General features: G+C 66.2%; 27 protein-coding genes and 1 tRNA gene. 16 read left to right on the forward strand and 12 right to left on the reverse strand.

Going from position 1 to position 25,053, the window contains the following annotated elements; translation table 11 throughout:
* Positions 1–117 precede the first annotated feature (117 nt).
* From GGR12_RS02925 to GGR12_RS02950, 6 genes are all read right to left on the reverse strand, one after another.
* Positions 118–1,272: a site-specific integrase gene (locus GGR12_RS02925; RefSeq protein ID WP_183202740.1), complete on the reverse strand. Its 1,155-nt coding sequence runs from the start codon at positions 1,270–1,272 to the stop codon at positions 118–120.
* A gap of 295 nt (positions 1,273–1,567) precedes the next feature.
* Entirely contained in the window at positions 1,568–3,085 is a 1,518-nt protein-coding gene (locus GGR12_RS02930) for a hypothetical protein (RefSeq protein WP_183202742.1), read from the reverse strand.
* A 386-nt stretch (positions 3,086–3,471) separates the two neighbouring features.
* Positions 3,472–3,762 carry a hypothetical protein gene (locus GGR12_RS02935; protein WP_183202744.1) on the reverse strand — a complete coding sequence of 97 codons (291 nt, stop codon included), beginning with the start codon at positions 3,760–3,762 and terminating at the stop codon, positions 3,472–3,474.
* The gene (locus tag GGR12_RS02940) at positions 3,759–4,154 is read right to left on the reverse strand and encodes a hypothetical protein (protein WP_183202746.1); all 396 of its coding nucleotides are present in this window, start codon (positions 4,152–4,154) and stop codon (positions 3,759–3,761) included. Before GGR12_RS02940 ends, GGR12_RS02935 begins: the two co-directional genes overlap by 4 nt.
* A gap of 85 nt (positions 4,155–4,239) precedes the next feature.
* Complete coding sequence (locus GGR12_RS02945; protein WP_183202748.1) at positions 4,240–4,626, reverse strand: hypothetical protein; 387 nt, start codon at positions 4,624–4,626, stop codon at positions 4,240–4,242.
* Positions 4,627–4,778: 152 nt separating this feature from the next.
* A complete protein-coding gene (locus tag GGR12_RS02950; protein ID WP_183202750.1) occupies positions 4,779–5,144 on the reverse strand; it encodes a hypothetical protein in 366 nt (121 codons plus the stop codon).
* A 192-nt stretch (positions 5,145–5,336) separates the two neighbouring features.
* Here GGR12_RS02950 and GGR12_RS02955 point away from each other — a divergent pair, with 192 nt between their 5' ends.
* The 3 genes from GGR12_RS02955 to GGR12_RS02965 all read left to right on the forward strand — a co-directional run bounded on the left by GGR12_RS02955 (position 5,337) and on the right by GGR12_RS02965 (position 10,388).
* Positions 5,337–5,582, forward strand: a complete 246-nt coding sequence (locus tag GGR12_RS02955) for a helix-turn-helix domain-containing protein (RefSeq protein ID WP_183202752.1) — start codon at positions 5,337–5,339, stop codon at positions 5,580–5,582.
* 76 nt (positions 5,583–5,658) lie between these two features.
* Positions 5,659–7,800, forward strand: coding sequence for a site-specific DNA-methyltransferase (locus GGR12_RS02960; RefSeq protein WP_183202754.1), 2,142 nt, complete (start codon positions 5,659–5,661; stop codon positions 7,798–7,800).
* On the forward strand, positions 7,797–10,388 hold the full coding sequence (locus GGR12_RS02965; RefSeq protein WP_183202756.1) for a DEAD/DEAH box helicase: 2,592 nt from the start codon (positions 7,797–7,799) through the stop codon (positions 10,386–10,388). Before GGR12_RS02960 ends, GGR12_RS02965 begins: the two co-directional genes overlap by 4 nt.
* Before the next feature lie 154 nt (positions 10,389–10,542).
* On the opposite strand, the gene GGR12_RS02970 is transcribed toward GGR12_RS02965, so the two are convergent.
* The 3 genes from GGR12_RS02970 to hemC form a co-directional block, all read right to left on the reverse strand.
* Positions 10,543–10,618, reverse strand: a tRNA-Thr gene (locus GGR12_RS02970).
* A 40-nt stretch (positions 10,619–10,658) separates the two neighbouring features.
* Positions 10,659–11,342, reverse strand: a complete 684-nt coding sequence (locus GGR12_RS02975) for a uroporphyrinogen-III synthase (protein ID WP_183202758.1) — start codon at positions 11,340–11,342, stop codon at positions 10,659–10,661.
* A complete protein-coding gene (gene hemC, locus GGR12_RS02980) occupies positions 11,339–12,289 on the reverse strand; it encodes a hydroxymethylbilane synthase (protein ID WP_183202760.1) in 951 nt (316 codons plus the stop codon). The genes GGR12_RS02975 and hemC overlap by 4 nt, the downstream gene beginning before the upstream one ends.
* Before the next feature lie 41 nt (positions 12,290–12,330).
* Here hemC and tsaD point away from each other — a divergent pair, with 41 nt between their 5' ends.
* The 8 genes from tsaD to GGR12_RS03020 all read left to right on the forward strand — a co-directional run bounded on the left by tsaD (position 12,331) and on the right by GGR12_RS03020 (position 19,382).
* On the forward strand, positions 12,331–13,500 hold the full coding sequence (tsaD, locus tag GGR12_RS02985) for a tRNA (adenosine(37)-N6)-threonylcarbamoyltransferase complex transferase subunit TsaD (RefSeq protein ID WP_183202762.1): 1,170 nt from the start codon (positions 12,331–12,333) through the stop codon (positions 13,498–13,500).
* Between the two features lie 9 nt (positions 13,501–13,509).
* The gene (locus tag GGR12_RS02990) at positions 13,510–14,508 is read left to right on the forward strand and encodes an NAD(P)H-dependent glycerol-3-phosphate dehydrogenase (RefSeq protein WP_183202764.1); all 999 of its coding nucleotides are present in this window, start codon (positions 13,510–13,512) and stop codon (positions 14,506–14,508) included.
* A gap of 10 nt (positions 14,509–14,518) precedes the next feature.
* A complete protein-coding gene (locus GGR12_RS02995) occupies positions 14,519–14,899 on the forward strand; it encodes a Rieske (2Fe-2S) protein (protein ID WP_183202766.1) in 381 nt (126 codons plus the stop codon).
* 867 nt (positions 14,900–15,766) lie between these two features.
* Positions 15,767–16,339, forward strand: a complete 573-nt coding sequence (locus GGR12_RS03000) for a hypothetical protein (RefSeq protein ID WP_183202768.1) — start codon at positions 15,767–15,769, stop codon at positions 16,337–16,339.
* Positions 16,340–16,352: 13 nt separating this feature from the next.
* Entirely contained in the window at positions 16,353–16,979 is a 627-nt protein-coding gene (locus GGR12_RS03005) for a hypothetical protein (RefSeq protein WP_183202770.1), read from the forward strand.
* Positions 16,980–16,981: 2 nt separating this feature from the next.
* Positions 16,982–17,284 carry a winged helix-turn-helix domain-containing protein gene (locus tag GGR12_RS03010; RefSeq protein WP_183202772.1) on the forward strand — a complete coding sequence of 101 codons (303 nt, stop codon included), beginning with the start codon at positions 16,982–16,984 and terminating at the stop codon, positions 17,282–17,284.
* A gap of 32 nt (positions 17,285–17,316) precedes the next feature.
* Positions 17,317–18,096 carry a tyrosine-protein phosphatase gene (locus GGR12_RS03015; protein ID WP_183202774.1) on the forward strand — a complete coding sequence of 260 codons (780 nt, stop codon included), beginning with the start codon at positions 17,317–17,319 and terminating at the stop codon, positions 18,094–18,096.
* Positions 18,093–19,382: a chorismate-binding protein gene (locus tag GGR12_RS03020; protein WP_183202776.1), complete on the forward strand. Its 1,290-nt coding sequence runs from the start codon at positions 18,093–18,095 to the stop codon at positions 19,380–19,382. The genes GGR12_RS03015 and GGR12_RS03020 overlap by 4 nt, the downstream gene beginning before the upstream one ends.
* On the opposite strand, the gene GGR12_RS03025 is transcribed toward GGR12_RS03020, so the two are convergent.
* The 3 genes from GGR12_RS03025 to GGR12_RS03035 are packed head-to-tail and all read right to left on the reverse strand — an operon-like array spanning position 19,379 to position 20,920.
* Positions 19,379–19,915 (reverse strand): TadE/TadG family type IV pilus assembly protein, encoded by a 537-nt coding sequence (locus GGR12_RS03025; protein WP_183202778.1) that lies wholly within the window; start codon positions 19,913–19,915, stop codon positions 19,379–19,381. The two genes, GGR12_RS03020 and GGR12_RS03025, sit on opposite strands and share 4 nt — an antisense overlap.
* Entirely contained in the window at positions 19,912–20,490 is a 579-nt protein-coding gene (locus tag GGR12_RS03030; protein ID WP_183202780.1) for a TadE/TadG family type IV pilus assembly protein, read from the reverse strand. The genes GGR12_RS03025 and GGR12_RS03030 overlap by 4 nt, the downstream gene beginning before the upstream one ends.
* Before the next feature lie 7 nt (positions 20,491–20,497).
* Positions 20,498–20,920, reverse strand: coding sequence for a pilus assembly protein N-terminal domain-containing protein (locus GGR12_RS03035; protein ID WP_183202782.1), 423 nt, complete (start codon positions 20,918–20,920; stop codon positions 20,498–20,500).
* Positions 20,921–21,211: 291 nt separating this feature from the next.
* Between GGR12_RS03035 and GGR12_RS03040 the strand changes: the two genes are divergently transcribed.
* The 5 genes from GGR12_RS03040 (at position 21,212) to GGR12_RS03060 (ending at position 25,049) form a co-directional block, all read left to right on the forward strand.
* Complete coding sequence (locus GGR12_RS03040; RefSeq protein ID WP_183202785.1) at positions 21,212–21,391, forward strand: Flp family type IVb pilin; 180 nt, start codon at positions 21,212–21,214, stop codon at positions 21,389–21,391.
* Positions 21,392–21,613: 222 nt separating this feature from the next.
* The gene (locus tag GGR12_RS03045; RefSeq protein WP_183202786.1) at positions 21,614–21,793 is read left to right on the forward strand and encodes a Flp family type IVb pilin; all 180 of its coding nucleotides are present in this window, start codon (positions 21,614–21,616) and stop codon (positions 21,791–21,793) included.
* 105 nt (positions 21,794–21,898) lie between these two features.
* On the forward strand, positions 21,899–22,411 hold the full coding sequence (locus GGR12_RS03050; protein WP_183202788.1) for an A24 family peptidase: 513 nt from the start codon (positions 21,899–21,901) through the stop codon (positions 22,409–22,411).
* Positions 22,412–22,524: 113 nt separating this feature from the next.
* Complete coding sequence (gene cpaB, locus GGR12_RS03055; protein ID WP_183202790.1) at positions 22,525–23,442, forward strand: Flp pilus assembly protein CpaB; 918 nt, start codon at positions 22,525–22,527, stop codon at positions 23,440–23,442.
* Entirely contained in the window at positions 23,439–25,049 is a 1,611-nt protein-coding gene (locus GGR12_RS03060) for a type II and III secretion system protein family protein (RefSeq protein WP_183202792.1), read from the forward strand. The genes cpaB and GGR12_RS03060 overlap by 4 nt, the downstream gene beginning before the upstream one ends.
* Positions 25,050–25,053 lie beyond the last annotated feature (4 nt).

A 25,053-nucleotide genomic window follows, 5' to 3' on the forward strand; every position in this document is an offset into this window, starting at 1 on the left:
AGTCCGTTTCGTGGAATGTCCATTAGGCGCGCTGATGCGCACGACGGACCAAAGCAAAAAATAAAGAGGGTCCCGCCCCGCGCACCAGCCGAAGCCAGCGCGCGAGGCGGGGGAGGGTTAGGCCGCAACCTGCTTGGCCGCACCCGCTTCGACGGCCGCGAGCAGGGTGTCGTTGGCGAGGTGGCTGTATCGTTGCGTGCTCTGGTAGCTGGCGTGCCCCAGCACCTTACCGACAGCGAATAGGTCTACGCCGCTGTTGACCATGAACGATGCCGCTGAGTGCCTCAGATCGTGGATCCTCAATCCCGGCAGCTTCGCCACTTTAATTGCCTGCTGCCAGCCGTGCTTGATCGACACGAACGGCTTGAGGGTGTCCGGGTTCGGCACCAGCCACGGGCAGTCCTTGAAGCGAGGTAGGGCCTCAATGATCGCCAGAGCCGCAGTCGACAGGGGAACCCGACGCGGCTTCCCTGTCTTGCTGGTCGGGATCAACCACGTCCGCTTTCCAACATCGACATGCTCCCACCGGGCGTCCAGGAGCTCGCGCACCCGAGCACCGGTCAGGAGCAACAATCCCACGATATGCTGCAGCTGCGTGTTCTGGGACGCCGCCGCCGCCTCACGAAGCCGGGCTGCCTCCTCCGCCGTCAGGAACCGCTCGCAGGCGTTGTTGAACGGTGTCCTCCGCACGCCATGGGTCGGGTTCTTGTCACAACCCGGGATGCCCCACTCGAGGCCGAGCTGGAAGGATCTTCCGAAGATTACCCTGATCTTCTCAACCGTAGCGGGGGCCAGCCCCTCGGCCCTCTTGTCGCCGAGCCACTGAGAAACATTCCGGCTGTGGATGTCGGTCAGCCGCACCTTCCCCCACTTCGGGATGATGTGCCGTCGGACGTACATCTCAGTCGTGGAGTAGGATCGCTGATGGATCTTGGCGTCTGCGAGGTGCATGGCCGACAGCTCCCCGTACAGAGGAATGGCCTTTGCCTCCGCCCTCTTCGCGGCGGGATCGCCACCGACGATGGCCTCCGATCGCAGTTGCACCGCTCGCTTCTTGGCAGCGGCGAAGGTGATGTCTTCATATCGGCCGATCTTGAACTGTCTCTGCCGGCCGGCCGGATCGGGGTAGCGCAGGTAATAAGTCTTGCCGCCAGTGCAGCGGCATTCCAGGACAAAACCTGTCACGGTATCATCATACCAATCGCTGCGTTTCTTGCCGACTTCGCAGCCGGCATTCGCGACGAAGGCGGGGGTCAGGTGAGCCTTAGGCATAAGTGGTTTCCTTGCGTGTTTGATGATCGACGGGCGAGCGCCGTCAGTCCGCCCGAAGGCGGTCGGTTGGGGTGGGTGGTCTGGAGCGGGTCGGCCCCGCGTTGCCCCAGAGTGGGCCGCAGGGGCCTCGCGTCGGGGGCGGGAATGGTCGGCTGATCGGCGGGCCGAAACGGCCGCCCAAGGGCCGCTTTTTGGCCCCCTTAGAGATCGCCGAGCGGGAAGGATTCGGCCGATTGGATAGGGGTAAACAGGCACCCCTTTACCCGTTTCCGTTCGGGCTCCGATCGGACCTCACTCAGTCGGTCACAACCATCCAGGAGTTGCGTTCTGAGGAGTCGCCCCGCTCAAACTTAAGGCCGCCGGCCCAGCGACCCTTGCGCTTGCTGATGTACCAGCCGAGCTTGCCCGGGCTGACGTGACGGCCGTCCATCACTGGAAGTTCTTCCAGGATTTCCATCAGGTCGTCGTGCTGATTGGCCTTCGCCAGCAGCCTTCGGACGGTGATCGGCCTCGACCCGAAGATTCTGAACCAGACGGCCAGAAATTCCGCCAAGAGGTCCTTCTCTGGATCCTTGGAGACCTGATCGATCAGGCTTTGGGCCGGGTCGGACAGACCGAGCCAGACCAACGGATGGCGACACATGCGAGACCATGCATCGTAGTTGTTGACCGCTCGAACATCGGCCATGGGCTCTCCCGCCGCCTGGAACGCCCTGATGATGTTCAGGGCGCATGAGACTGCGAAGGAGCGATGCTGCCTCAAGTCATCGACGGGATTTGACTTGAAGCTGCGCAGAGCGGGATTCTCACTTCTCGGCGCGAGGCTGATGGTGATGAGGCGTCGCCGCATATCACGCTCCGCTTCCACCTGATTGCCAGTGCCCAGGAATAGAACCCGCGTGGACACGGTCGCTGAAGTGTTCTTGCCCAACATCCGCTCGGTAGTGGTCGAGCTGGATAGCGCGCGGTTCAGTGGTCCGAGCGACTTCCAGTTGCCCTGCATGTCATCGAACAGGACAGCTGTCGGTTTCTCGCGAAGAACGGTGAGGACCAGCTTGCCGGCCTCATCGTGTCGCTCGGGGAAGCTCACCCGGTGGGGGTCCTCAGGCCCGGCGAAGGGCGTGATGACCTCGGCGAGATAGCTCTTGCCGCTGCCGGGCCCGGTGCCAGTGATGTTGATCGCCGGGGCCGTCGGAAGGCACGGACGAACCGCCGCCGTGAGGATGGCGGCGAGGGCGGCGGACCGGTCAGCCTCAGTCTCAAACTCGAACTCGGCGATGAGGCTTTCTAGGTACTCCAAGGACCGCTCGGCCAGCTCCCTTGTCGGTTCGGCCATCGGGTAATCAGCCGCATCGAACGCAGCAAATATCCCCGAGGCTGCGTCATATCCGGGCGTGGAGACCAGCTTCCCTTCGGCCCCGAAGAAGGGCTGCCGGGCCAGTCCGTTGAGGATCGGCAAACTACGATCCTGTCCGTGCAAGAGAGCCTGCACGACGCCATGAGGGGGGTTGATCCGGATGGGTATCCCATCCCGGCCCTTCACCTCCCAGATGGCTCGCCGGGCCAGTTCGAGCTTGAGCGTCTGCTCGTGAACTTGCTCGATTGAAACGCCCTGTCCGTCACGGTCTTTGACACGGACGAGGGCGTCACCGCTGCCGTAAAACTCGCCCGTTGCGGCAAGCAATTCCTCCGTCGCCCTTACGGCCAGCGGGGTTTCTCCGGGCGCGTCCTGGATGCGGGGTTTATGTTGAAGGATGTTCGGCTTTGAGGACGCGCAGGCGTCATCGTCCAAACGATCGGAGTCGTTTGTCATGATTGGTATTCACGATGAGAGGGGAGGACCGGGGTAGGCGTCCGCACTTGCGGGAAGAACGGAACCCTCCGCGAAGGAGCGGGGGGCGGGCCTAGTCCAGTGAGCCCTTCTCAGCGTGACGTTCGCACAGTGGCGGCGCTGGAATCCCCGTCAACCGAGTTTGAGGCCGCCTGTCAAATGGAAAGCTGTCTTCGGCGGAATAAATGTCCGCCGATGATAAGTCTTTTGGACTTATCGGACGATGGCTAGGAGGTGTGTCTACTTGAACCGTAAGGGCCGCTTCATAGCAGCAAGAGGTTTGTCCTATTAAACCCAGCTTCCGATAGGCAAGTGAAAGGCGACCTGCTGAAGGATCGCCCAGCCGGTCGCCCCGAACTATTCGGATTTTAGTTGCTCTCACGGGGACCGGTCAGCAGCAGCTGAGCACGGCGCTTTCGCTTGATACCGGCCACAAGCACCGCGAGCCCGAGGACGCCCAGCGTCACGATGAAGAGGGAAGGCCGAGCTGCCGCCAGACCCGTGACAACGAGGACGCCCATAAACAGGAGCGTCTCGCGCGGTCTGGCGGCAAAGTAGAATAGCAGCGCCAGAACGGTGGCAATGGCGATCGTTATCAGCACAGCCCGGATGACGGCTAGGACGATGCACAGGGTGAGGAAACCGAACGTCCACTTCATCCTTGGTGCTCCTCTCCCTCGGGCCAGAAGTGGGCCAGACACAGGGAGTGGACGCCCAGTTCGGTGCAGGGGCCATTCTCGACGAAGACCCGGGTTAGCGCCTCGCCATCGGCCCCATAGCTAATCTCGAACCAGAGTCCGCCGTCCTCGATCCAGTCGTAGCTGTGCCCTTCGGCTCTATCCCCGGTAATGGCGAAACCGAGGGCGGTGTTGATGACGTCGGGGCTGTCTCCACCCTGCACGACGATGAGCCTGAACCCTGCCCCAAGGAGCCGGCCTTGCTCGACATGAAGCTGCCAAGCGCGAAGGCCGATCAAGGCGCGGAGGTCGGGGTCCAGATTGGTGTCGGAAAGTACGCGCGACACCGAAGCGTGGTCGGTCAGCGTAAGCATAGGCAGGGATCCTTTCGGGCATGAAAAAAGCCCTCGTGGCGGTGCCGGGAGAGCTCGGGTCGGATGGGTTGTCGGTCGTGGTGGTTCAGTCAGTCGTCGGGCGATCCGCGAAGCCGAGGCAGTTGAAGCGCAGGGTGTGGTTGGTGTCGGGATGGTCCGGCACGAAGACCAGCATCCCGAAGTCGTCGGTCAGAACGTATGCCAGCTCGAACCATGAGCCGTGGTCGTGGAACCACTCCCATCCCGGCTGCTCCGCCTGATCCCAACAGATCGGGAAGCCGACGGCGTCGTGAACGACCTTCGGAGGGTCGCCGGGTTGAACGACGACCAGCTGCAGGATGTCACCGAGGGGGCGTCGGCGGTCGGTGTCCACCTGCCAGACCCGGAGGCCAATGAGGGCGCGTAATTCGGCGTCCAAGGCCGGGTCAGCTAGGGCGGCGGTGACCGCATCGCGGTCGGTCAGTGAAAGCATGGAGGATCCTCTCAGGGCATGAAAAAGCCCCCGCGACGGTGGTCACGAGGGCTTGGATTGAGGGCGGCCAGTGATCGCGCCTAAGCGGATGGCCACCTTGGGGTTTTTCACGGCCGCGATGGCCGCTGGAGCTCGTCGTGAAGGTGCGCCCGTTATTCCGCTTTAGGAGCGGCTGGCAGACCTTTCCCGTTTCGCCGGGTCAGGAAAAGGACGCCGCCTCCTACGCCGAGGCCGACCGTGCCCCAGAGCAGAAGCGACCCGAGGAGGGCGAGCTTGTTTTCGGTGTCCACGATGCTGGGATGCGTTAACGCGTAGGTCTGCTGGTAAGCGTACGCGTCGTCGTACTCCTTGGTGTCGAAGGCTGCCGGATACCCCACCTTCTCGGCAATGGCATCTTTGACTTCTGCTTGGGCATAGAACTTCTGCAACGGGAAATAGTCCGCTGCCCATAGGCCCCCCGTGACCACGTAAAAGGCCGCGATCGCCGCTAATCCAAGTCGGGCTGCATTTTTATTCATCTTGATCTCTCACATGACTAGTTTGATGCGCCATGATTTGCACATCATATAAGGTACTGGTTTCTGCGCGCTGCGAGCCGCCCCGCTAGGCTCTACTTCGCGGCCCGCCTTCCCCCAAGCACTCGATAACCGATTCTGGGATATCCCGGATTGGGATTTAGCGAAAGCGCCTCACCTGTCAGGGGGCGCGCGTTGCCGTCATCGATCTTCACGCAGCGGCATCAGGAGCTTATCGGCTTCATCGCCTCAGCGCGGAAGGCCGCCGGCGTCACTCAGGTCGAGCTGGCGGCGCGACTGGGAAGGCCTCAAAGCTTCGTGTCAAAGGTGGAGCGCGGCGAGCGCCGGCTTGACGTGATCGAGTTTTGCCAGGTCGCCGAGGCACTCGGCCACGATCCGGCGAAGCTGCTCCAGGACTTTGTCAGACTTCAGTACGGCTGAGGAAAATCTCGCGATCGAATGGGTTGGCAAATACGTCGCGATGCGATGAATGGACCCTGAGTTGAGGGGAGAACGCATGTCGCGGCTGACGGACCTGATCGCGCGAGCGAAGGCTAAGGACGCCCAGTTGGGGAGTGACCTAGAGAAAGAGTTCCGGGCGCTCTCTTCTCGCCGGGCATTTGGGCTGAATTTCGAGCGCCACAGGCCCGAAGCGGTTGAGCTGCCGGGGCGACCTGTCCGGAAGGGTGACAAAGTCCGCATTCTGGCTCCGCGTGGAGAGACGAAGCGGGGTGATCAGCGCCTTTGGATCGTGACCGGTTTGACTCGCCGCGACGGCGGTACAATTGCGCGGTTAGAAGGCCATGAGGAGGTCGAGGCGGGCCATGCCCTGGAGACGGCCGAGGCGGCAGTCGATGACCTCGTGGTGATTGCCGCGTTTGGCGACCGAATCTATCCAGGGCTTGTGTCGACCGGCAAGATCGAGCGCGGTGACCGCGCGCCATTCCACACGGTTATTAACGCCGAGAACTACCACGCCCTCAAGGCGCTGACCTACACCCATCGTGGCCGGATCGACGCGATTTACATCGATCCGCCTTATAACTCCGGCGCTTCAGACTGGAAGTATAACAACGATTACGTCGGCGAAGACGATCAATACCGTCATTCGAAATGGCTAGCTTTCATAGAGCGCAGGCTGTTGGTGGCTCGGGAGCTTCTTAACCTCAAGAATAGCGTCCTTATCGTCGCGATCGATGACAAGGAATATAGCAGGCTTGCGCTTCTTTTGGAGCAGGTTTTTCCTGACGCTCGAATGGAGATGGTTACGACTGTAATTAACCCTCGCGGAAAGTACCGAAAGGGAAATTTCGGTCGATGTGAGGACTATCTCTTCTTTCTTATGTTTGGAGAAGCGGTAGTCCTTGGGGAGGCAGATCAAGACTATGGCGAAGGCGCGTCGGTTCCTTGGCGCACGCTGAGGAGAAGTGATCTTTCTTCTGCAAGGGGAACCAAGAAAGGGGGGACATCCCAGTTTTACCCGATCTATGTCTCCGAGGCAGGCACGATCCTGCAAATCGGTCCGCCGCTGCCTCATTCAGTCGACCGCAACTCAGCACCGCAAATCGAGGGCGCTACTGCCGTATTCCCCATTCGGGACGACGGAACTGAAATGAACTGGGGACTGACGGGGGGGAGTCTGGAAGACCTTCGGCGCAAAGGCTACGTCAGAGTGGGTCGGCATACGCCGGATAAGCCTCAAGCTTTCGAGATCTCCTACCTCACGTCTGGGCGGATCGCGGATATCGAAACCAAGAAGGCGACTGTTGTAGGGCGAAATCCGGACAACAGTGTCATTGCGATTTATGATGAGAGCAAAATTAAAATGCCAATTACCAGTTGGCACAAACCATCCCACAACGCTGAGATACATGGCACAGATCTGGTGAAGTCGCTGGTGGGGGAGCGAGGATTTCCGTTCCCTAAAAGTCTCTATGCCGTCGAAGACAGTCTTCGCTTGTTCTTGGCCAACAAGCCGGATGCGGTGGTCCTAGACTTTTTCGCAGGGTCGGGAACAACGGCTCATGCGGTTATGCGCATGAATCATCTCGACGGTGGCAGACGACAAGCGATTCTAACTACGAACAATGAAGTCGGGGCGGACGAGCAAATCAAACTTCGGAAGAAGGGGCTTCGTCCTGGCGATGCAGATTGGGAGTGCTGGGGAATCTGCGATTACATAACGAAGCCGAGGGTGGCCTCCGCGCTTACCGGATTGACCCCAGACGGGCGGCCCGTAGAGGGCGAATACAAGTTCGTTGACGAGTTCCCGATCGCCGATGGATTTGCCGCTAACGCTGAGTTTTTCACTCTGACCTATGAGACGCCGCGTGCGGTGGATCACAACAAAGCGTTCGCGCGGATTGCGCCTCTGTTGTGGATGCGCGCGGGGAGCACGGGACGCCGCATCGAAGCCCTGCCCGAGAGAGGGTGGGAGCTCGCCGAGGCCTATGGTTTGCTGACCGACATGGACCACGCGGAGGTGTTCGGCGAGGCTTGCGCAGCGGCCGAGGGCCTGCGGATGGCCTTTATCGTCACCAATGACGACCGACGGTTCGAGGCTGTGTGCCGACTGATGCCCGAGGGAGTCGAGCCGGTGCGCCTATACGAGAGCTACCTGACCAATTTCGCCTTCGAGAGCGGCGGAGGCGAAGAATGAAGTTCACCCTGATCAACTATCAGGAAGAGGCGGTCGCCGATGTCCTGAAACGGCTAAAGAAGGCGAGGAAGGACTGGTGCGAGGACGGCGACCGATCGGCCTTCTCCCTGACCGCCGCGACCGGTGCGGGCAAGACAGTGATGGCGGCCGCCGCACTGGAGGCCCTGTTCCAGGGCGACGACAAGTTCGATTTCGACCCCGACAAGGGGGCGGTAGTGATCTGGTTCAGCGACGATCCGTCCCTGAATGAGCAGACCCGATACCGCCTGACGCAGGCGGCCGACCGCATCCACATGGCCGACATGGTGGTGGTGGACAACAGCTTCCAGCGCGAGAAGTTGCAGCCGGGCAAAATCTACTTCCTCAACACTCAGAAGCTCGGGAAGAACAGCCTGCTGACGCGCGGTCACGACGCCGACGGGACGTTCCCTGAGATGCGGCCCGACCTGCGCAGCTATACGATCTGGGACACCATCAAGAACACCATCGAGGACCCGGACCTGACGCTATATCTGGTTCTGGACGAAGCGCACCGGGGCATGGGGACGCCTGTGGCGGCGGCGCAGAACGAGCGGTCCACCATCGTTAAGCGGCTTATCAACGGTCACGGTCCGGTGCCCCCGATGCCGGTAGTGTGGGGCATCTCGGCGACGGTCGAGCGGTTCAACGCGGCCATGGATGCGGCGGCGGCAGATGGGCGTAATCGCTTGGCCAACGTCACGGTAAACCCCGAGTTGGTGCAGGAGTCTGGTCTGCTGAAAGACGTGATCGTGCTAGACACACCAGACGAGGTAGGTGCGTTCGACACGGTATTGCTGAAGCGGGCGACGACTAAGCTGAAGGAGATCAGTGCGGCTTGGGATGCCTATTCCAAAGCCGAAGGTGGCGAGATCGTGACGCCCCTGATGGTGCTTCAAGCGCCCGACAAGCCAGACGAAACGATGGTCGCTGAATGGATTACGACGATCCTGGAGACATGGCCGGATCTGACTATCGATGCTTTCGCCAACGTATTCGGCGAGCACCGGACCGAGACCTTCAAGGGCTACCACGTCCCATATATCGAGCCGCAGGATGTCCAGGAGCGCAAGCATATCCGGGTTCTAGTCGCCAAGAACGCCATCTCGACTGGATGGGACTGTCCGCGCGCGGAGGTGATGGTGTCGTTTCGGGCGGCGACAGATCGCACGCACATCACCCAGTTGCTGGGGCGGATGGTGCGCTCTCCGCTGGCGCGGCGAATCCCCGGCCATGAAAGGCTGAATTCGGTCGACTGCCTCTTGCCGAAGTTCAACAAGGGCGCGGTGGTTGAGATCGCCAATGCTCTGACGCAGGGTGGCGCTGCGGGGGAAGGCGCAATGCCGTTGCGCCGGGTGGTCATCAACGCCGTTGAGATGACGCCTAATCCGGCGATCCCGGAAACGGTGTGGGAGCGGTTCGAGGCCCTGCCTTCACAGAGCCTCCCGCAACGGAGCAGCAAGCCCCTGCAGCGCCTGACCGCGCTGGCGCATGAGTTGTCACGCGACAAGATCTTGGGGGGAGCGGGGAAAAAAGCCCACGCCGCCATGCACGAAGTGCTGGACGCGGAAGCGGCGCGATTCGCAGAAGCAATCAGGGCAAGACGCCGTGACGTTATGGAAGTGGAGGGTGCGGCCCTGAAGGTCGACGTCAAGGGCGGCGAGATGAGTTTCGATGCCTTCGTCGAACGAGCCGACTTCAGGGTGATCGAAGACGCCTACCGCCGTGCGGCCCGGCAGTTCAGTCCCGATGTGACCAAGACCTATGCCGATGTCGTTTGCGGCCGGCTTATGGAAGAGCGAGGCATCGAGGACTTCGAGGAGGGCCTGATCGACGCCCATACCGAAGTAGCGGCGCTAGGCCTGATCCCCGAGGTGAAGACCGCGCTGGAAAGGGCGGCGACGGCGCTGACGGACGAGTGGTTTGAGGCGTACCGGGAGCAAATTCGGGGCCTGTCAGACGAGCGTCGTGAGGACTATCGCGTCATCCAGGGCATGAGCGATGCGCCCCAAGACGTCGGAGTGGCTCGGCCGATGTCACGGATGGAGGCGACGAAGGTTCGCGAGGAGAGCGGGGCGGAGCGTACAATTCCGACGTTCGAGCATCATCTGCTGTGCGACAATAAGGGGCGCTATCCAGCAGAGCTGAAGGAACCCGAGAAGAAGGTTCTGGCGGCGGAAATTGAGAAGCAAGGGTTCATTGGCTGGTACCGGAACCCTGCTCGGGCGAGCCAAGATTCGCTGGGCGTGGCCTATCGAATGGATGGAGCGTGGAGTGTCGTGCGTCCTGACTTCCTGTTCTTTGCGCAGACTGCGGACGGATCAATCGTCGTGGACATCGTAGATCCTCATGGCACTTGGCTTGGTGACGCCCTGCCAAAGCTGAAGGGGCTGGCGGACTTTGCCGAAACGCATGGAGAGGTATTTCGGCGGATCGAAGCGGTGGATGAGATCGACGGCGTGCTGAAAATGCTGGACCTCAAGGATCCCGCTGCGCGCGAGGCGATCAGAACGGCAGAAAGTGCAAAGGTCGCCTATCTGGGGTCAGCGGCGAAACCGTATCCCGGTTAAGGATGATCGACTGATCCAGTGGCGAGGCGGCCCAGCCTACAAAGCGGGCCGTCAAGCCTAACGCGCCCCCACTGGATACCCACGCAACTCCCACGCGGAAGCACCTCTCCGCCCAGAGGGCGAACTCTTCCTAGCTAGTGGTGCTCTGGAAAGGTGGTGCCGCTTGCGTGACTCGAACACGCGACCCCCGCATTACGAATGCGGTGCTCTACCGGCTGAGCTAAAGCGGCCCGGTTCGCGGAGGGCAGGCCCGCCGCGCGAGGGGGCTCTTTATACGCGGGCCGCCGGATTGCCAAGCGCCTCCAGCACGGCGGCGTCGGTCGGTTCGCCGGCGATGCGGATTTGCACGAATCCGGCGGTCGCCAGCGGCGTCGCGGCGGCCGGCGAAATGGCCACGGCCAGCCGGTCGCGGCCGCCCTCGCGCCCCAGCGTCCGGGCCACCGCATGCGCCGCCCGGGGCGAGTGCAGCAGCACGGCGTCGAAGCCTTCCGGCGGCCGCGCCTTGGTCGCCACCGCCTCATAGACCGGCAGCCGCACCGTCTCGACCGCCCCGTCCAGCAGTTCGTCCAGATCGCCCGCCGGCTGTTTCGCGCCCGGCACCAGCACCCGGCCCGAGGCCGAGGCCGCCAGCCGCCACGCCAGGTCCGACAGGTCGCCCGACGCCGAAATCACGGAATCATAGCCAGCCTGCCGCGCCCGCTCGGCGGTGGCGTCGCCGACGGCGAACACCGGCTGCGATCGGTCGGGCGTCAGGGCGGTGAAGGCCGCCACCCCGTTCGGGCTGGTGAAGGCCAGGGCCGCATAGGGCGAAAGGTCGGGCGCGTCCTGGGCGATGGGCCGCACCTCCAGCACCGGCGCGATCAGCGGGGTGAAGCCGAGCGCGGTCAGGCGGGCCGCGGTCCGGGAGGCGCCCGGCTCGGTGCGGGTCACCCAGACGCGGCCCGCGCCGGTCACGGGATCACTTCCTGGTCGCCGGCCTCGGCGTGCACCTCGGCGCCGATCCTCAGGCCCAGCGCCCGCGCCTGCTCCATCGCGTCGGCGGCATGGACGTCGCCGATCTCGCCCGAACGCCGCCAGCGGGCGCTGCCGTTCGGGGCCAGCATCTCGGTGGTCAGCCGCAGGTGGCCCTGGCCGATCTCGGCATGGGCTCCGATCGCCGTGCGGCACGAGCCCTCCAGCGCCGTCATCGCCCCGCGCTCCGCCGCCACGGCCAGCGCCGTCAGCGGATGGTTCAGCGCCGCCACCCACGGCGCGTTCACGTCTTCGACCCGCGTCTGCAGCGCCAGCGCGCCCTGGCCCGGCGCCGGCAGGAATTTGTCCAGCGACAGCCGCTCGCGGATCACGCTCTCGAAGCCCAGCCGGTTCAGCCCCGACACGGCCAGCAGGATGGCGTCGAACTCGCCGTCGGCCAGCTTGCGCAGCCGCGTGTCGACATTGCCCCGCAGCATCTCGATCTTCAGGTCCGGCCGCAGCGCCAGCGCCTGCGCCTGCCGCCGCAGCGACGCCGTGCCCAGCCGCGCGCCCATCGGCAGCTCGTCGAACGATTTGAAGAATTCGCTGACGAAGGCGTCGCGCGGATCCTCGCGTTCGGGCACCGCGGCGATGGCCAGGCCGTACGGCTGCTCCGCCGGCACGTCCTTCATGGAGTGCACCGCCACGTCGACGCGGCCGGCCAGCAGCGCTTCCTCGATCTCTTTCGTGAACAGCGCCTTGCCGCCGATCTCAAGCAGGCGGCGGTCCTGCACCTGGTCGCCGGTGGTGACGATTTCGACCAGCCGGACGACGTCCTGGATGTCCTTTTCGTCGACGCCCATGGCCCGCCCGATGGCCCGCTGCATCATGCCCGACTGGGTCAGCGCCAGCTTCGAACGTCGCGTGCCGATGAGGATGGATTGAGTCATGAGGCGTTGCACGGGTCCGGCGGGGTCGCTACCTCGACCCGATGACGATGGGCGCGGACTATAGCAGCGAAAAGGGCCGGGCAACCGAACCTCTGACCGTGCTCGGTCTCGAAACCAGTTGCGACGAGACCGCGGCCTCGGTCGTGCGCCTGACGCCGGACGGCGTCGCCACGGTGCTTTCGTCGGTGGTGCACAGCCAGATCGACGACCACGCGGCCTACGGCGGCGTCGTCCCCGAGATCGCGGCGCGCAGCCATGTCGAGATGATCGACGGCGTCACCCGTCGCGCCATGGAGCAGGCCGGCATCGGCTATGACGCCCTCGACGGCGTCGCCGCCACCGCCGGTCCCGGCCTCGTCGGCGGCGTCATGGTCGGCCTTAGCTTCGGCAAGGCCGTGGCCCTGGCCCGCGACCTGCCGCTGATCGCGGTGAACCATCTGGAAGGCCACGCCGTCTCCGCCCGCCTCGGCGCGCCGGTGCAGTATCCCTTCCTGCTGCTGCTGGTCTCCGGCGGCCATTGCCAGCTGCTGGAGGTGCGCGGCGTCGGCGACATGACCCGGCTCGGCACCACCATCGACGATGCGGCGGGCGAGGCCTTCGACAAGATCGCCAAGGCGCTCGGCCTCGGCTACCCGGGCGGTCCGGCGCTGGAGAAGCTGGCCGAAAGCGGCGACGGCTCGCGCTTCGACCTGCCGCGCGCCCTGCTGGGCCGCAAGGACTGCGACTTCTCCTTCTCCGGCCTCAAGACCGCCGCCTCGCGCCTCGCCGTCGCCTGCGAAACCGACCAGCAGCGCGCCGACCTCGCCGACGCGGTTCAGTCCGCCATCGCCCGCCAGCTCAGCGAACGCTCGGACCGCGCGCTCAAGGATTATGCCGAACGCCACGACGCCGCCCTCAAGCAGCCTCGCCCCGCGGGCGAGGCGATAGGGCAAGAAAGACTGTTTGTGGTGGCCGGCGGCGTGGCGGCCAACAAGACCATTCGATCCACGCTGGAAGCGGTCGCGGCGAAGAACGGCTTTGCCTTCCTCGCCCCGCCCATGGCCTACTGCACCGACAATGCAGCGATGATCGCGCTCGCGGGGGCTGAGCGGCTGCAAAAGGGAATGACATCCGACATCGACGCGGCCGCCCGGCCGCGCTGGCCGCTGGATGAAGAAAAGGCGCTCGCCGACCCGGCTCACAAGCCGGGTCGCAAGGGCGCGAAGGCTTAGGAAACGCGTATGGAATTCAAGCGGGCAGGGGTGATCGGCGGCGGCGCATGGGGCACGGCCCTGGCGCAGGTCGCGGGCTGGGCCGGGCTGGACGTGCTGCTGCAGGCGCGCGAGCCGGATGTGGTCGAAAGCATCCGCGAGCGCCGGGTCAATGAGGCCTTCCTGCCCGGCGTGACCCTGGACGACCACGTCTCGGTCACCACCGAACTGTCCGATCTGGCCGACTGCGACGTCATCCTCGCCGTGCCGCCGGCGCAGCATATGCGCTCGACCCTGACCGCCTTCGCCCCCTTCCACCGCGCCGGCGTGCCGGTGGTGCTGTGCTCCAAGGGCATCGAGCGCGGCTCGCTCAAGCTGATGACCGAGGTGCTGGCCGAAACCCTTCCGGCCGCCCCCGCCGCCGTCCTCTCCGGCCCCAGCTTCGCCGGCGAGGTCGCCCGCGGCCTGCCGTCCGCCGTCACCCTGGCCTGCGCCGACGAGGCGCTCGGCGAAGAGCTGATGTGGACCTTGTCGGCCCCCGGCTTCCGTCCCTACCTGGCCACCGACCTGATCGGCGCCGAGGTCGGCGGGGCGATCAAGAACGTTCTCGCCATCGCCTGCGGCATGAGCGAGGGCAAGGGTCTGGGCCGCAGCGCCCACGCCGCCCTGATCACCCGCGGCTTCGCTGAAATGACCCGTCTGGGCGTCGCCCTCGGCGGCCAGGCCGAGACCGTCGCCGGCCTCTGCGGCCTCGGCGACCTGGTCCTCACCTGCTCAAGCCCCCAGTCGCGCAACATGAGCCTCGGTCTCGCCCTCGGCCAGGGCCAGACGGTGGCCGAGGCCCTGGCCGGCAAACGCTCCGTGGCGGAAGGCTACGAAAGCGCCCCCGCCGTTCGCGAACTGGCGCTGAAGACCGGCGTCGACATGCCCATCTCGCTCGCCGTCGCCGCCCTGCTGTGCGGCGAGACCACGGTGGACGCGGTGATCGACAACCTCCTGTCCCGCCCGCTCAAGGTCGAGCGGGACTAGGTCGGGTTTCATGGCCGAACAGCCCGAACCCGCCGAGCGCAAGCGGGTGTGGACCACCCCGCCGAACGTCCCGCTCTGCGCCGAGACCGACATCGCCGACCCCGGCTCGCGCTCCTTCGTGCTCCAGATCGGCGAGGCCTTCTTCCACGGCTTCGTGGTCCACAAGGACGGCCAGTTCGCCGGCTACGTCGACCGCTGCCCGCACCAGGGCTACCCCCTGGCCATCGAGCTGGACCGCTACCTGACCCCGGACGGCTCCCTGATCCTGTGCGGCTGGCACGGCGCCGTCTTCGAACCCCTCACCGGCGACTGCACCGGCGGCCCCTGCGCCGGCGCCCGCCTGACGCCCTGGCCGGTGGCGGCTGTGGGCGGGATCATCCGCACCGCCTGATCGGGCGCTTCGCTCTCGCTCACCTCCCCATCTGCGATGGGGAGGGGGACCATCCGAAGCCCGCAGGGCGAAGGATGGTGGAGGGGGCGTCGCCGGAGGATGTGATTTGAGCTCAACCGGCCCAGCTGACCGCTCTCCATTGCTATCGTCATCCTCCGGCGAGCCTCCGCGAAGGCGGGGGCGAGACCGGGGGACCCAGCGGCGCGCGGGAGCGCGACCCTGTCACACGCACCGGCGGCTGAGGTTTCGCCTTCGCTGCGCTCCGGCGCCGCTGGGTCCCCCGGTCGCCCTTCGGGCGCCGGAGGATGACGATAGCGATTGGAAAAGCGTCGGCTATTCCCGGATTCTTTTCGCCAACCCCCTGACTTCCCCCACCAAAATTCCCTCTACGCAGCGAGGTATCCGCCTCCCGCATAATCTCCGCATCCCGTCGATGGGGAAGGCGTCGGATCCAACGCCTCGACGACGACGGGCTGTGGTCGAGCGATGAAGCCCGGGCGAAGGGTAGTCCGGGGGGCCTCGTCGGACAGCGATGGATGCTGTCCGCTTGCTCGCCGCGCATCGAAGGTGCGGACCGCTGGCTCAGCCGATGTCCCACCCACGTCGCTTCCAGCAATGGCGGCGGCGGAGATCCGTCAAGGCTCTAACAGGGCCGCCAGCCGGAGGGCGCGCGAAACCAACGACCACGCGGGGCGGCCTGTCTCGTCGAAACGGTAAAACTATCAAAGCTCCGGGCGAGGCCCGGACGCCCCGCGCCTTCCCCTCCCTTCGCCGGAGTCCTCTCTCGACGGAGTCTTCTGGCCTGTCTCCACGAAGTACTTTACAATGCAAAGTACATGGCGCATAAGAGCGGCAAGGGAGATCACCATGACCACCGCGACCCTGACCTTCGACGCCCCCGTCCGCCGCGCGGCCACTGTGCCCGTCTGCGCCGGCCGCGTCCTGACGCTCGCCGGCGCCGTCTTCGGTTCCGCCAACCTGGTGCAGTGGGGCGTCGTCAGCGGCGCGCTCGGCTGGCATCCGGCCGCGCTCGCCGTCACCTGGCCGGTCGCCGTGGCCCTGTTCTTCACCGTCCTGTTCCGCCTGCGCCGCTCGGGCGGGGAGGCGGCCCGGCGGGTCGCCGGCTGGTCGCGCCTCGCCATCCTGTCGGCGGTGACCATCGCCCTGGCGTTCGCCGGCCTCTCGGCCGCGACCGGCGACTGGAGCCTGATGCGCTGGGCCGCCGGCTCCAGCCTGGCCCTCTACGCCGTGGCCTGGAGCGTCGCCGGCATCCAGACCGCGCGCCCCAACATGGGCATCCTCGCGATGCTCGCCCTCGCCGGTCTGGCGGCCATGGCCCTGCGCCTCGGCACGCCCGACCAGTATCTGATCCAGGCCGCCACGCTCGGCCTTGTGGCCCTGTTGCCGGGCCTGTGGCTGGCCTTTGGCCGCCGACTCTGAGGAGGATGAACTGATGACCGAGAAAACCGAAAACACCGCCGCCGACATCGCCTGGATGCGCCGCCTCGCGGAGGAAGGCAGTCAGACCCCGATGCAGGGCGCCTCCATCCTGTTCATGGCCGGCCTGCTCTATGGCTCGGCCAGCCTGTTCCACTGGGCCGTCATGACCGGCCTGCTGCCGTTCACCGGGAACGCGCTGTCGATCGGCTGGATCGTGGCCACCCTGCTGTTCTTCGTCACCCTCGCGGTGGTCATCAACCGTCTGAAGCGCCAGCCCGGCGTCGTCACCACCGCCAACCGCGCCTCGGACATCACCTGGAGCGCTCTCGGCTGGGGCATCTTCGCCCTGTTCTCCTCCTTCGCCGTCGTCGGCTTCCGGATGGGCGAGGCGGCGTCCCTGGCCATGTTCGCCCTGGTCCCGTCGATCATCATGGCCTTCTACGGCATCGGTTGGACGGTCAGCGCCGTCATGCAGAAGTCGCGTCCGCTCTGGGCGCTCGCGATCGGCTCCTACATCGCGGCCCCGCTTCTCGCCGCCTTCGCCGGCGAATCCGTCCAGTACCTGGCCTACGCCGTCGCCCTGTTCCTGCTGATGGCCCTGCCGGGCTTCCTGCTGATGCGCGCCGCGAAACGGGCCTGATCATGGCCGACGACTTCGACATCAACCGGATCGACGACGTGATCCACGGCCGCGTGCGGCTCGGCATCATGGCCGTCCTGTCGGGAGTCGAGAGCGCCGACTTCAACACCCTGAAGTCCCGCCTCCAGACCACCGACGGCAATCTGTCGGTCCATCTGCGCAAGCTGGAGGACGCCGGTTTCGTCGCCGTCAACAAGCGGTTCGAGGGACGAAAGCCCCTGACCGAGGCGGCGATGACCCCGGCCGGACGCAAGGCCTTCGTCGCCTACCTCGACGCCATGCAGGGCCTCGTCGGCAGGACGTGACGGGGCCTTGCGGACGGTCTAGACCGGCCCTCATGATGGACCGCATTCACCGCTTCGACGCGCTCGACAATTTCCGCGACTACGGCGACTACGCCACCGCCGCGGGCCGCCATCTGACGCGTGGCCGGCTGTTCCGCTCGGCGCACCAGGCGCGGGTCAGCGAGGCCGATCTGGACCGCCTCGGCGGCCTCGGCATCGGCACGATCGTCGACCTGCGTCGCCGCGGCGAACGCCGTGACCAGCCGTCGAAACGCCCCGTCGGCTGGACCGGCCAGGTCCTCGAAAGCGACCTCGGCTCCGATGGCGAGGCGCCGCACATCACCTTCCTCAGGACCTCGGACCTGACCGTCGACGCCGGTCGCCGCTTCATGACCGACACCTACGGCCAGCTGCCCTTCGACCCCGCCCACCTCGATCTCTTCGCCCGCTATTTCCGCGCTCTGGGCGACGGCGAGGGGGCGGTGCTGATCCACTGCGCGGCGGGCAAGGACCGCACCGGCATGCTCGCCGCCCTGACCCATCACCTGCTCGGCGTGCACCACGACGACATGATCGCCGACTATCTGCTGACCAACACCGCCGTCGATCTCGAGGGCCGCGCCCCGGCCATCGCCCGCCAGCTCGAGGCCATGACCGGCCGGGTCGCCTCCCACGACGCCGTCGTCGCCTTCCTCGGCGTGGAGCCGGTCTATCTCGAGACCGCCTTCGCTGAAATCCAGGCCCGTCACGGCTCGCTCGACGCCTATCTGGAAAAGGCCCTCGGCGTCGACGCCGCCCTGCGCGACCGTATCGGCGAGCGGCTGGCGGCGTGACCCTCGCGTCGGTCGAGCGCCGCGCCCATCCGTGGCGCGACCCGCTGGCCGTCGCCGCCGGCCTCCGCCATCGCGACGGCGCCCTGGCCCTGCTCTCCGACGGCGGGCCTCTCGGCCGTTGGTCCTTCGTCGCCGCCGATCCCGACCTGGTCCGCATCGAGCCGGTCGGCGAGCGCCTCGACATCCTGCGCGATCCGGCCTTCGCCTCCGGCGTCGTCGGCCTCCTCGCCTATGACGCCGGCGCCCGTCCCGCCACCGGCCTGCGCGAGCCACTCTGGCCCGACCTCATGCTGGCCCGCTACCCGGCCATGCTCGCCTTCGACCACGAGACCCGGACGGCCTTCGCCATCGGCCGGGGAGTGGACGACGCCTCAGCCCGCGCCGCCGCGGAGCGGGCCGGGGCCTGGCTCGGCGAAGCCGTCGAGCCCGCCGCCCCGCCGCCGCCCGCAACCCGCTTCCAGCCCGAGGCGCCCGAGTCCGCCTACACCGACGCCGTCGCCGACGTCGTCGCCCGCATCGCCGCCGGCGAACTCTTCCAGGCCAACATCGCCCGGGCCTGGACCGGAGAACTCCGCCCCGACGCCGACCCCTTCGACGTCATGCTGCGTCTGGCGGACCGGGCCTCGGCCTACGGCGCCTTCTGGCGGCTGGGCGACCGGGCCCTGGTGTCCAACTCGCCCGAACTTTTCCTGACCTTCGATCCGGAAACCCGCCGCATCGAGACCCGTCCGATCAAGGGCACCCGGCCGCGCGATCCCGACCCCGCCCGCGACGCCGCCCTCGCCGCCGAGCTCCAGGCCAGCGCCAAGGACCGCGCCGAAAACCTCATGATCGTCGACCTGATGCGCAACGACCTGGCCCGCGCCGCTGCGCCCGGCTCCGTCCGCGTCGAACGCCTGTTCGAGGTCGAGCCGCTGGCCACCGTCCACCACCTCGTCTCCACCGTCGCCGCCGAGGCGCGGGCCGACGTCGCCGCCGCCGACCTGCTGGAAGCGACCTTCCCGCCCGGCTCGATCACCGGCGCGCCCAAGCATCAGGCCATGAAGGTGATCGCCGGCCACGAACCGCCGCGCGGTCCCTGGTGCGGCAGCCTGTTCCACATCGAGGAAGGCGGCCTGACCGCGTCAGTGCTGATCCGCACCGCGTCGTTCGAGCTGGAAGAGGGCGTCTGGCGCTACCGCACCCTGGCCGGCGCCGGCATCGTCGCCGACAGCGATCCCGCCGCCGAGCTGGCTGAAACCGACGCCAAGATACGCGCCCTGCGCGAGGCCCTGATCGGCCCCTAGCAGTTGGTGCAGGGGATCTGCGTCACCGTCCGCGGCCGCAGGAAATAGCGGTGCGAGAAATGCGTCACCTTCGGCATCAGATAGTCCGCCGGCGAGTCGTAGTCGTAGGTCGCCTCGGACATGATGACGCTCTCGCCGGCCGTGATCACATCGGCCGGGATCGTCACCGGATCGCCGGGCTTGAGCGCGGTCATCCCGCTGCCCCGGCTCCAGTTGACGGTCACCACGCCCTTGTTGTCCATCGACACGCTGCTCACCCGCTGCTTGAGCGACGCCGTCGTGAACGGCTTCATGATCAGGCCGCCGATGCTGAAGATCTCGTCGACATCCGTCTTGGTCACGGTCTGCTGCTGTGACACCAGATCGGCCACCATGGACGCCACATGGCCCATCCGCTTCTGGGCCATATAGCCCTGACAGAACTCGGACATGCCCAGGTAGAAGGCGATCAGGATCGGGGCCAGCAGGGCGAACTCGACGGCCGACATGCCGCGCTCGTCGCTCGCCAGACGGCGGATCAGGGAACGTCTCATGGCGTCGCCGGCGGGGTTGCGGGAAGGGTCGGGTTGAACGGCTCGTTGCGGAACGCCGTGGTCGAGGTCAGGCGAACCGTCCCGTCCTTCAGACGCGACAGGCCCTGGGCCATGAAGGTCGTCAGCAGCGGCTGCTTGTACCAGACCCGCACCAGCATCAGCTGACGCGGCGCGCCGTTGGTGTAGGTCAGGCCGCCTTCGTCGAACGTGCCGCCGGCCATGGGATCGGGCGGCGGGGTGCTGAAGTTGGCGATCACCCGCACGTCGACCGTCGCGCGGGTGGCGCAGTCGGCCGAGAAGATGCTCATCCGGCTGCACACCCCGTTCTTGAACTGGGTGGCGGTCATGTTCTGCGCCTGGGCCTGACCGGTGCGGATCAGGCGGCCCGTCTCGATGGTGGCGTTCTCCAGCACGGAGTCGGTGACGAACACCAGGCTCAGCTCGAGGATGGCGAACATCATCAGGCAGAAGGGCAGGGCGACCATGCCGAACTCGATGGCCACCGAGCCGTCCTCGGCGCGGACCAGTCCGCGACGGCGACGGCTTAACTTCTGGGCAAGACGCCGGAACGCCATGGCCGGACTACTGCGCGGAAGGATCGGCTGCGGCGGGGCCCGAGGTGCCGCGCAGCGACGGGGAGCACGAGCTGGCGCAGGCCATTTCGGTCGCCTGCGGGCCGCGCCACACGCGGACGCGTCCGCCGCCGTCGCCGGCGGTGACCACGACCTGGCTCTGGAAGACCGTGCGGCCGATGGTGTCCACGGCGACGACCTCGGTCACGCCATAGCCCTTGCCGGTGATGTAGAGCGTGTTCGCATCCACGACGGTGACGTCGGCGATCGCCGGATTGCCGACGATGACCGAGCCGGCCGGGCCGCGCAGCTGGACGCGCGTGGCCTGGTCGATCTCGACGTTCAGACGGCTGGACTGGGCGAGCACCGCGGCGGGCGCCGCCAGCAGGGCGGTCGCGGCGAGGGCGGCGGCGAGGCGAAGCGGGTGGATCATGGCGACGTCTTCCATTGAACGGGCGCGCGCGTGAGCGTGATCCGGACGTTTGCGCCGCAATCCTCAAGAAAGTCTGAAATCCGATTCGTCGTTGGTTCGCTGCACCAAGTCTAGAAGGCGTCAGAAGAAGTTTTCACAGTAAACAAGTGAGTAACCACGACCAGCGACCGGCCCTTAACCCATATGCGCGATAACCATCCTGCGTTCTGGGGGTCAAGCGGGCTGCCGGCTCCCCCCGAGTCCAGATTAGCTCGCTTTGATCCTCTCACTTCTTTCCAGGGAACAGACACAATGACCAAGTTCGTTTCGAAGTTCATGTCCGACGAGTCGGGCGCCACCGCCATCGAGTACGGCCTGATCGCCGCCCTGATCGCCGTCGTGATCATTTCGGCCGTGACCGCTCTGGGCACGACCATCAAGAGCAAGTTCAACGAAGTCGTGACCGGCATGGGCGGCACCGCCGGCACCTAAGCCGACCGTCGCGAATGAAACCGGCGAAGGGCCGGGGCGGAAACGCCCCGGCCCTTCTGTCATGCGGTCCAGGCGCCTCGATCGAAAGATCGGGGTAAACGGCGAAGTAAACACGTTCGTATGCTTGGATTTAACCTGAGCCGTACAGAGTTCAGGTGTTCAGGGGGCGCCGGGTCACCGACCACCCCGCAAGCTGCACCCCCGATCGGGAGAGGGAATCCAATGACCAAGTTCGTTTCGAAGTTCATGTCCGACGAGTCGGGCGCCACGGCCATCGAGTACGGCCTGATCGCCGCCCTCATCGCCGTTGTCATCATTTCGGCCGTGACCGCGCTCGGCACGACCATCAAGGGCAAGTTCAACGAAGTCGTGACGGGCATGGGCGGCACCGCCGGCACCTAAGCCACTTCGTCGAAGTAAGCGTATCGGGGGCCGGAGCGGAAACGCTCCGGCCCTTTCGCTTTGCGCTCAACCCGGCCTTAACGCGTCCATGTCAGATCAAGGGTCATGGATATCGTCAGCCTGGTCCTCCTCGCCGTCATGCCGGCCCTCGTCATCGTCGCGGGGCTGAAGGACCTGACGTCCATGAAGATCCCGAACTGGATCTCGGGCCTGCTGATCCTGTTCTTCTTCCCGACCGCCCTGGCCGTCGGCCTGCCGCCTCTCGATATCGCCATTCACCTGGGCGTGGCCGTCGCGGCGCTGCTGGTCGGCATGGGCATGTTCGCCCTGCGCTGGATCGGCGGCGGCGACGCCAAGCTGATGGCCGCCGCCTGCCTGTGGCTGGGCCTGTCCGGGTCGGGAATGTTCCTGCTGTGGACCGGCGTGATGGGCGGCCTCTTCTGCCTGATCCTGCTGTTCGCCCGCATGCACTCGCGGCCCTACCTGGCGGGCGCCCCGGGCTGGGTCGTTCAGCTGATGGAGCCGAAGGGGGACATTCCCTACGGCGTGGCGATCGCAGCCGGCGCATTGATGGCCTACGAGGCCTCGCCGCTGATGGAACGATTCATCGCCGGCTAGGCGTTCGGGGAACGCCGACTTAGGCCCGCGTTAACCCGGCCCCGGCATGGTTCTTAACGGTAGGGGGCCAGTAGACCGGTAAGCGGTCGGTCCGGCCCTGCCGGAGATCGCCGATGAAGCCCGCCCGTATCATCGTAATCTGCGTCGCCGCCGTGGCCGCTATCGGTCTGGCGCTGGTCGTGCGCGCCATGGGGTCGCCTTCGGGGGAACCCGCCGCCGCGGCCGCCGCCGCCGAGCCGGCCAAACCCATGGCCAAGGTGCTGATCGCCGCCAAGGACCTGCAGCCCGGTCAGCGTCTGACGGAGAGCGACATGGACTGGAAGGACTGGCCGGTCGACGAGGTCAATCCGGCCTTCATCACCGACGGCACTGTTCCGATCCCGACCGCCGCCGCCCCGGCCGCTGCCGAAAAGGGAGACAAGCCCGAGGGCGCCGTCGCTTCGGTGACCCGTGCCGCGACCGATCTCGCCACCGGCGGAGCCAAGGCGGACTACGTCGGCTCGGTGGTGCGCGAACCCATTCTGGCCGGCGAGCCCATCGTCATGCGCAAGATCGTGCGCGCCGGGGACAGCGGCTATATGGCCGCCTATCTCGAGCCCGGCATGCGGGCCATGGCCATCCGCGTCACGGTCGAGACCGCCGCAGGCGGCTTCATCCTGCCCGGCGACCGCGTCGATGTGGTCCTGACGCGCGAGACGACGCTGTCGAACCTGGGCGCGTCAGAGAACGACCGGTCGAAATTCAGCTCGGCGACGGTCATGCAGAACATCAAGGTGCTGGCCATCGACCAGTCGACCCGGGCCGGCGACGACGAGCAGGCCGTGATTGGCGCGACGGCGACCCTCGAGGTCGGCCCGCGTGACGCGGAATCGCTCGCCCTCGCCAAGTCCGAAGGCGAACTGAGCCTGGTCCTGCGCTCCTACGCTGACACCGCCGGGCCGTCCGGAAGCGTCTCGCCCGCGCGTCGTCAGCAGTCGTCCGCTGTCCGGGTCTACCGCGGCGGCGCTCCTGAAGTTGTGGTGGTCCAATGAACCGTATGATCGCCGTCGCCATGGCGGCCCTGACCGTCGTCGCGACCTCGCCGGTGACCCCGGTCCAGGCGCAAAGCCGCGCCGCCGTTTCGATGGGGTCGCAGTCGCAGCTCATCAGCCTGCCGCGTGGGTCGTCGATGGCCGTGGATCTGCCGGCCGACGCCCGTGACGTGATCGTCCCGAACCCGGGCGTGGCCGAGGCCATGCTGCATTCGCCGCGCCGCATCACCATCATCGGTCTCGCGCCAGGTGAAACGGACGCCGTCGTTCTCGACAACGCCGGCCGCACTATCCTGTCGCTGCGCGTCCGCGTGGACGCCGGCGTGTCGGCCCTGCAGGACACGCTCGACCGGATCATGCCCGGCTCGAACGTTCACGCCGAGGCGGTGAACGACAGCGTCGTCCTGACCGGCACCGTCTACAGCCCCGGCGAGGCGGACCGCGCCAGCCAGGTCGCCCGCGCCTTCGTCGCCGCGCCCGAGAAGGTCATCAACATGATGACCATCGCCGGCTCGGACCAGGTGATGGTCAAGGCCCGCATCGTCGAGGTGCAGCGCAGCGCTGTGAAGCAGCTGGGCCTGTCGACCGACGTCGTCGTCAACCAGGGCACCACGTCGTGGGGCATGGGCCGCGCCAACAGCTTCGCCGTCAACGGCGCCCTGCTGGGCGGAGGCGGCGTCTGCTTCGGCGAACAGGACGCGCGCACGACCAACATCAGCAACTCGGTTGGAAGCACCGTCCAGACGGGTTCCGGCACCGAAGCCATCACCACGGTCAACGACATCGATCGTGTGTTCAACATCGGCGGCGTTGATTTCATCGACGGCACCATCACGAACAGCACCACCAGCAACAGCACCAGCAACGTCCTCTCGAACCTCGCATCCACGGTCTTCAAGACGGTCACGGGCACAAACGCCTCGGCCTGTCTCGCGGCGTTCGAGCGCGTCGGCCTGGTCCGCACCCTGGCGGAGCCCAATCTGACCTCGGTCAACGGCGAGAACGCCGAGTTCCTGGCCGGCGGCGAGTTCCCGGTGCCGGTCGGTCGCGACGACGACGGCAACATCACCATCGCCTTCAAGCCCTACGGCGTGCGTCTGGCCTTCCGCCCGATCGTGCTGTCGGAAGGCCGTATCTCGCTGCAGCTCTCGACCGAGGTGTCGGAGCTGACGACCAACGGCGCCTTCACGCTCGGCGCCACCGGCGAGAACGCCCTGGTCATCCCGGCCCTGAACGTGCGGCGCACGTCGAACACGGTCGAACTGCCCTCGGGCGGCTCGCTGATGATCGCCGGCATGCTGCGCGAAGACACCCGTCAGAACATCGACACCCTGCCGGGCATCGGCGAACTGCCGGTTCTCGGGGCCCTGTTCCGGTCGCGCGACTATCTGTCGGGCGAGACCGAGCTCGTGATCATCGTCGAGGCCTACATCGTGTCGCCGACCTCGGCGGGCTCGCTGCAGACGCCGGCTGACGGCCTGATCATCGCCAATGACGCCCAGACCATCCTGTTCGGCCAACTGAACCAGCACTACGCGCCCCGCGAAACGGCCCAGGCCGCGCCGGCCGCCGGCTGGAGCGGGCCGGTCGGCTATGTGATCGAGTGAGGAC

It is taken from the genome of Brevundimonas lenta (assembly GCF_014196335.1).
In the GTDB taxonomy this organism is placed as follows: Bacteria; Pseudomonadota; Alphaproteobacteria; order Caulobacterales; family Caulobacteraceae; genus Brevundimonas; species Brevundimonas lenta.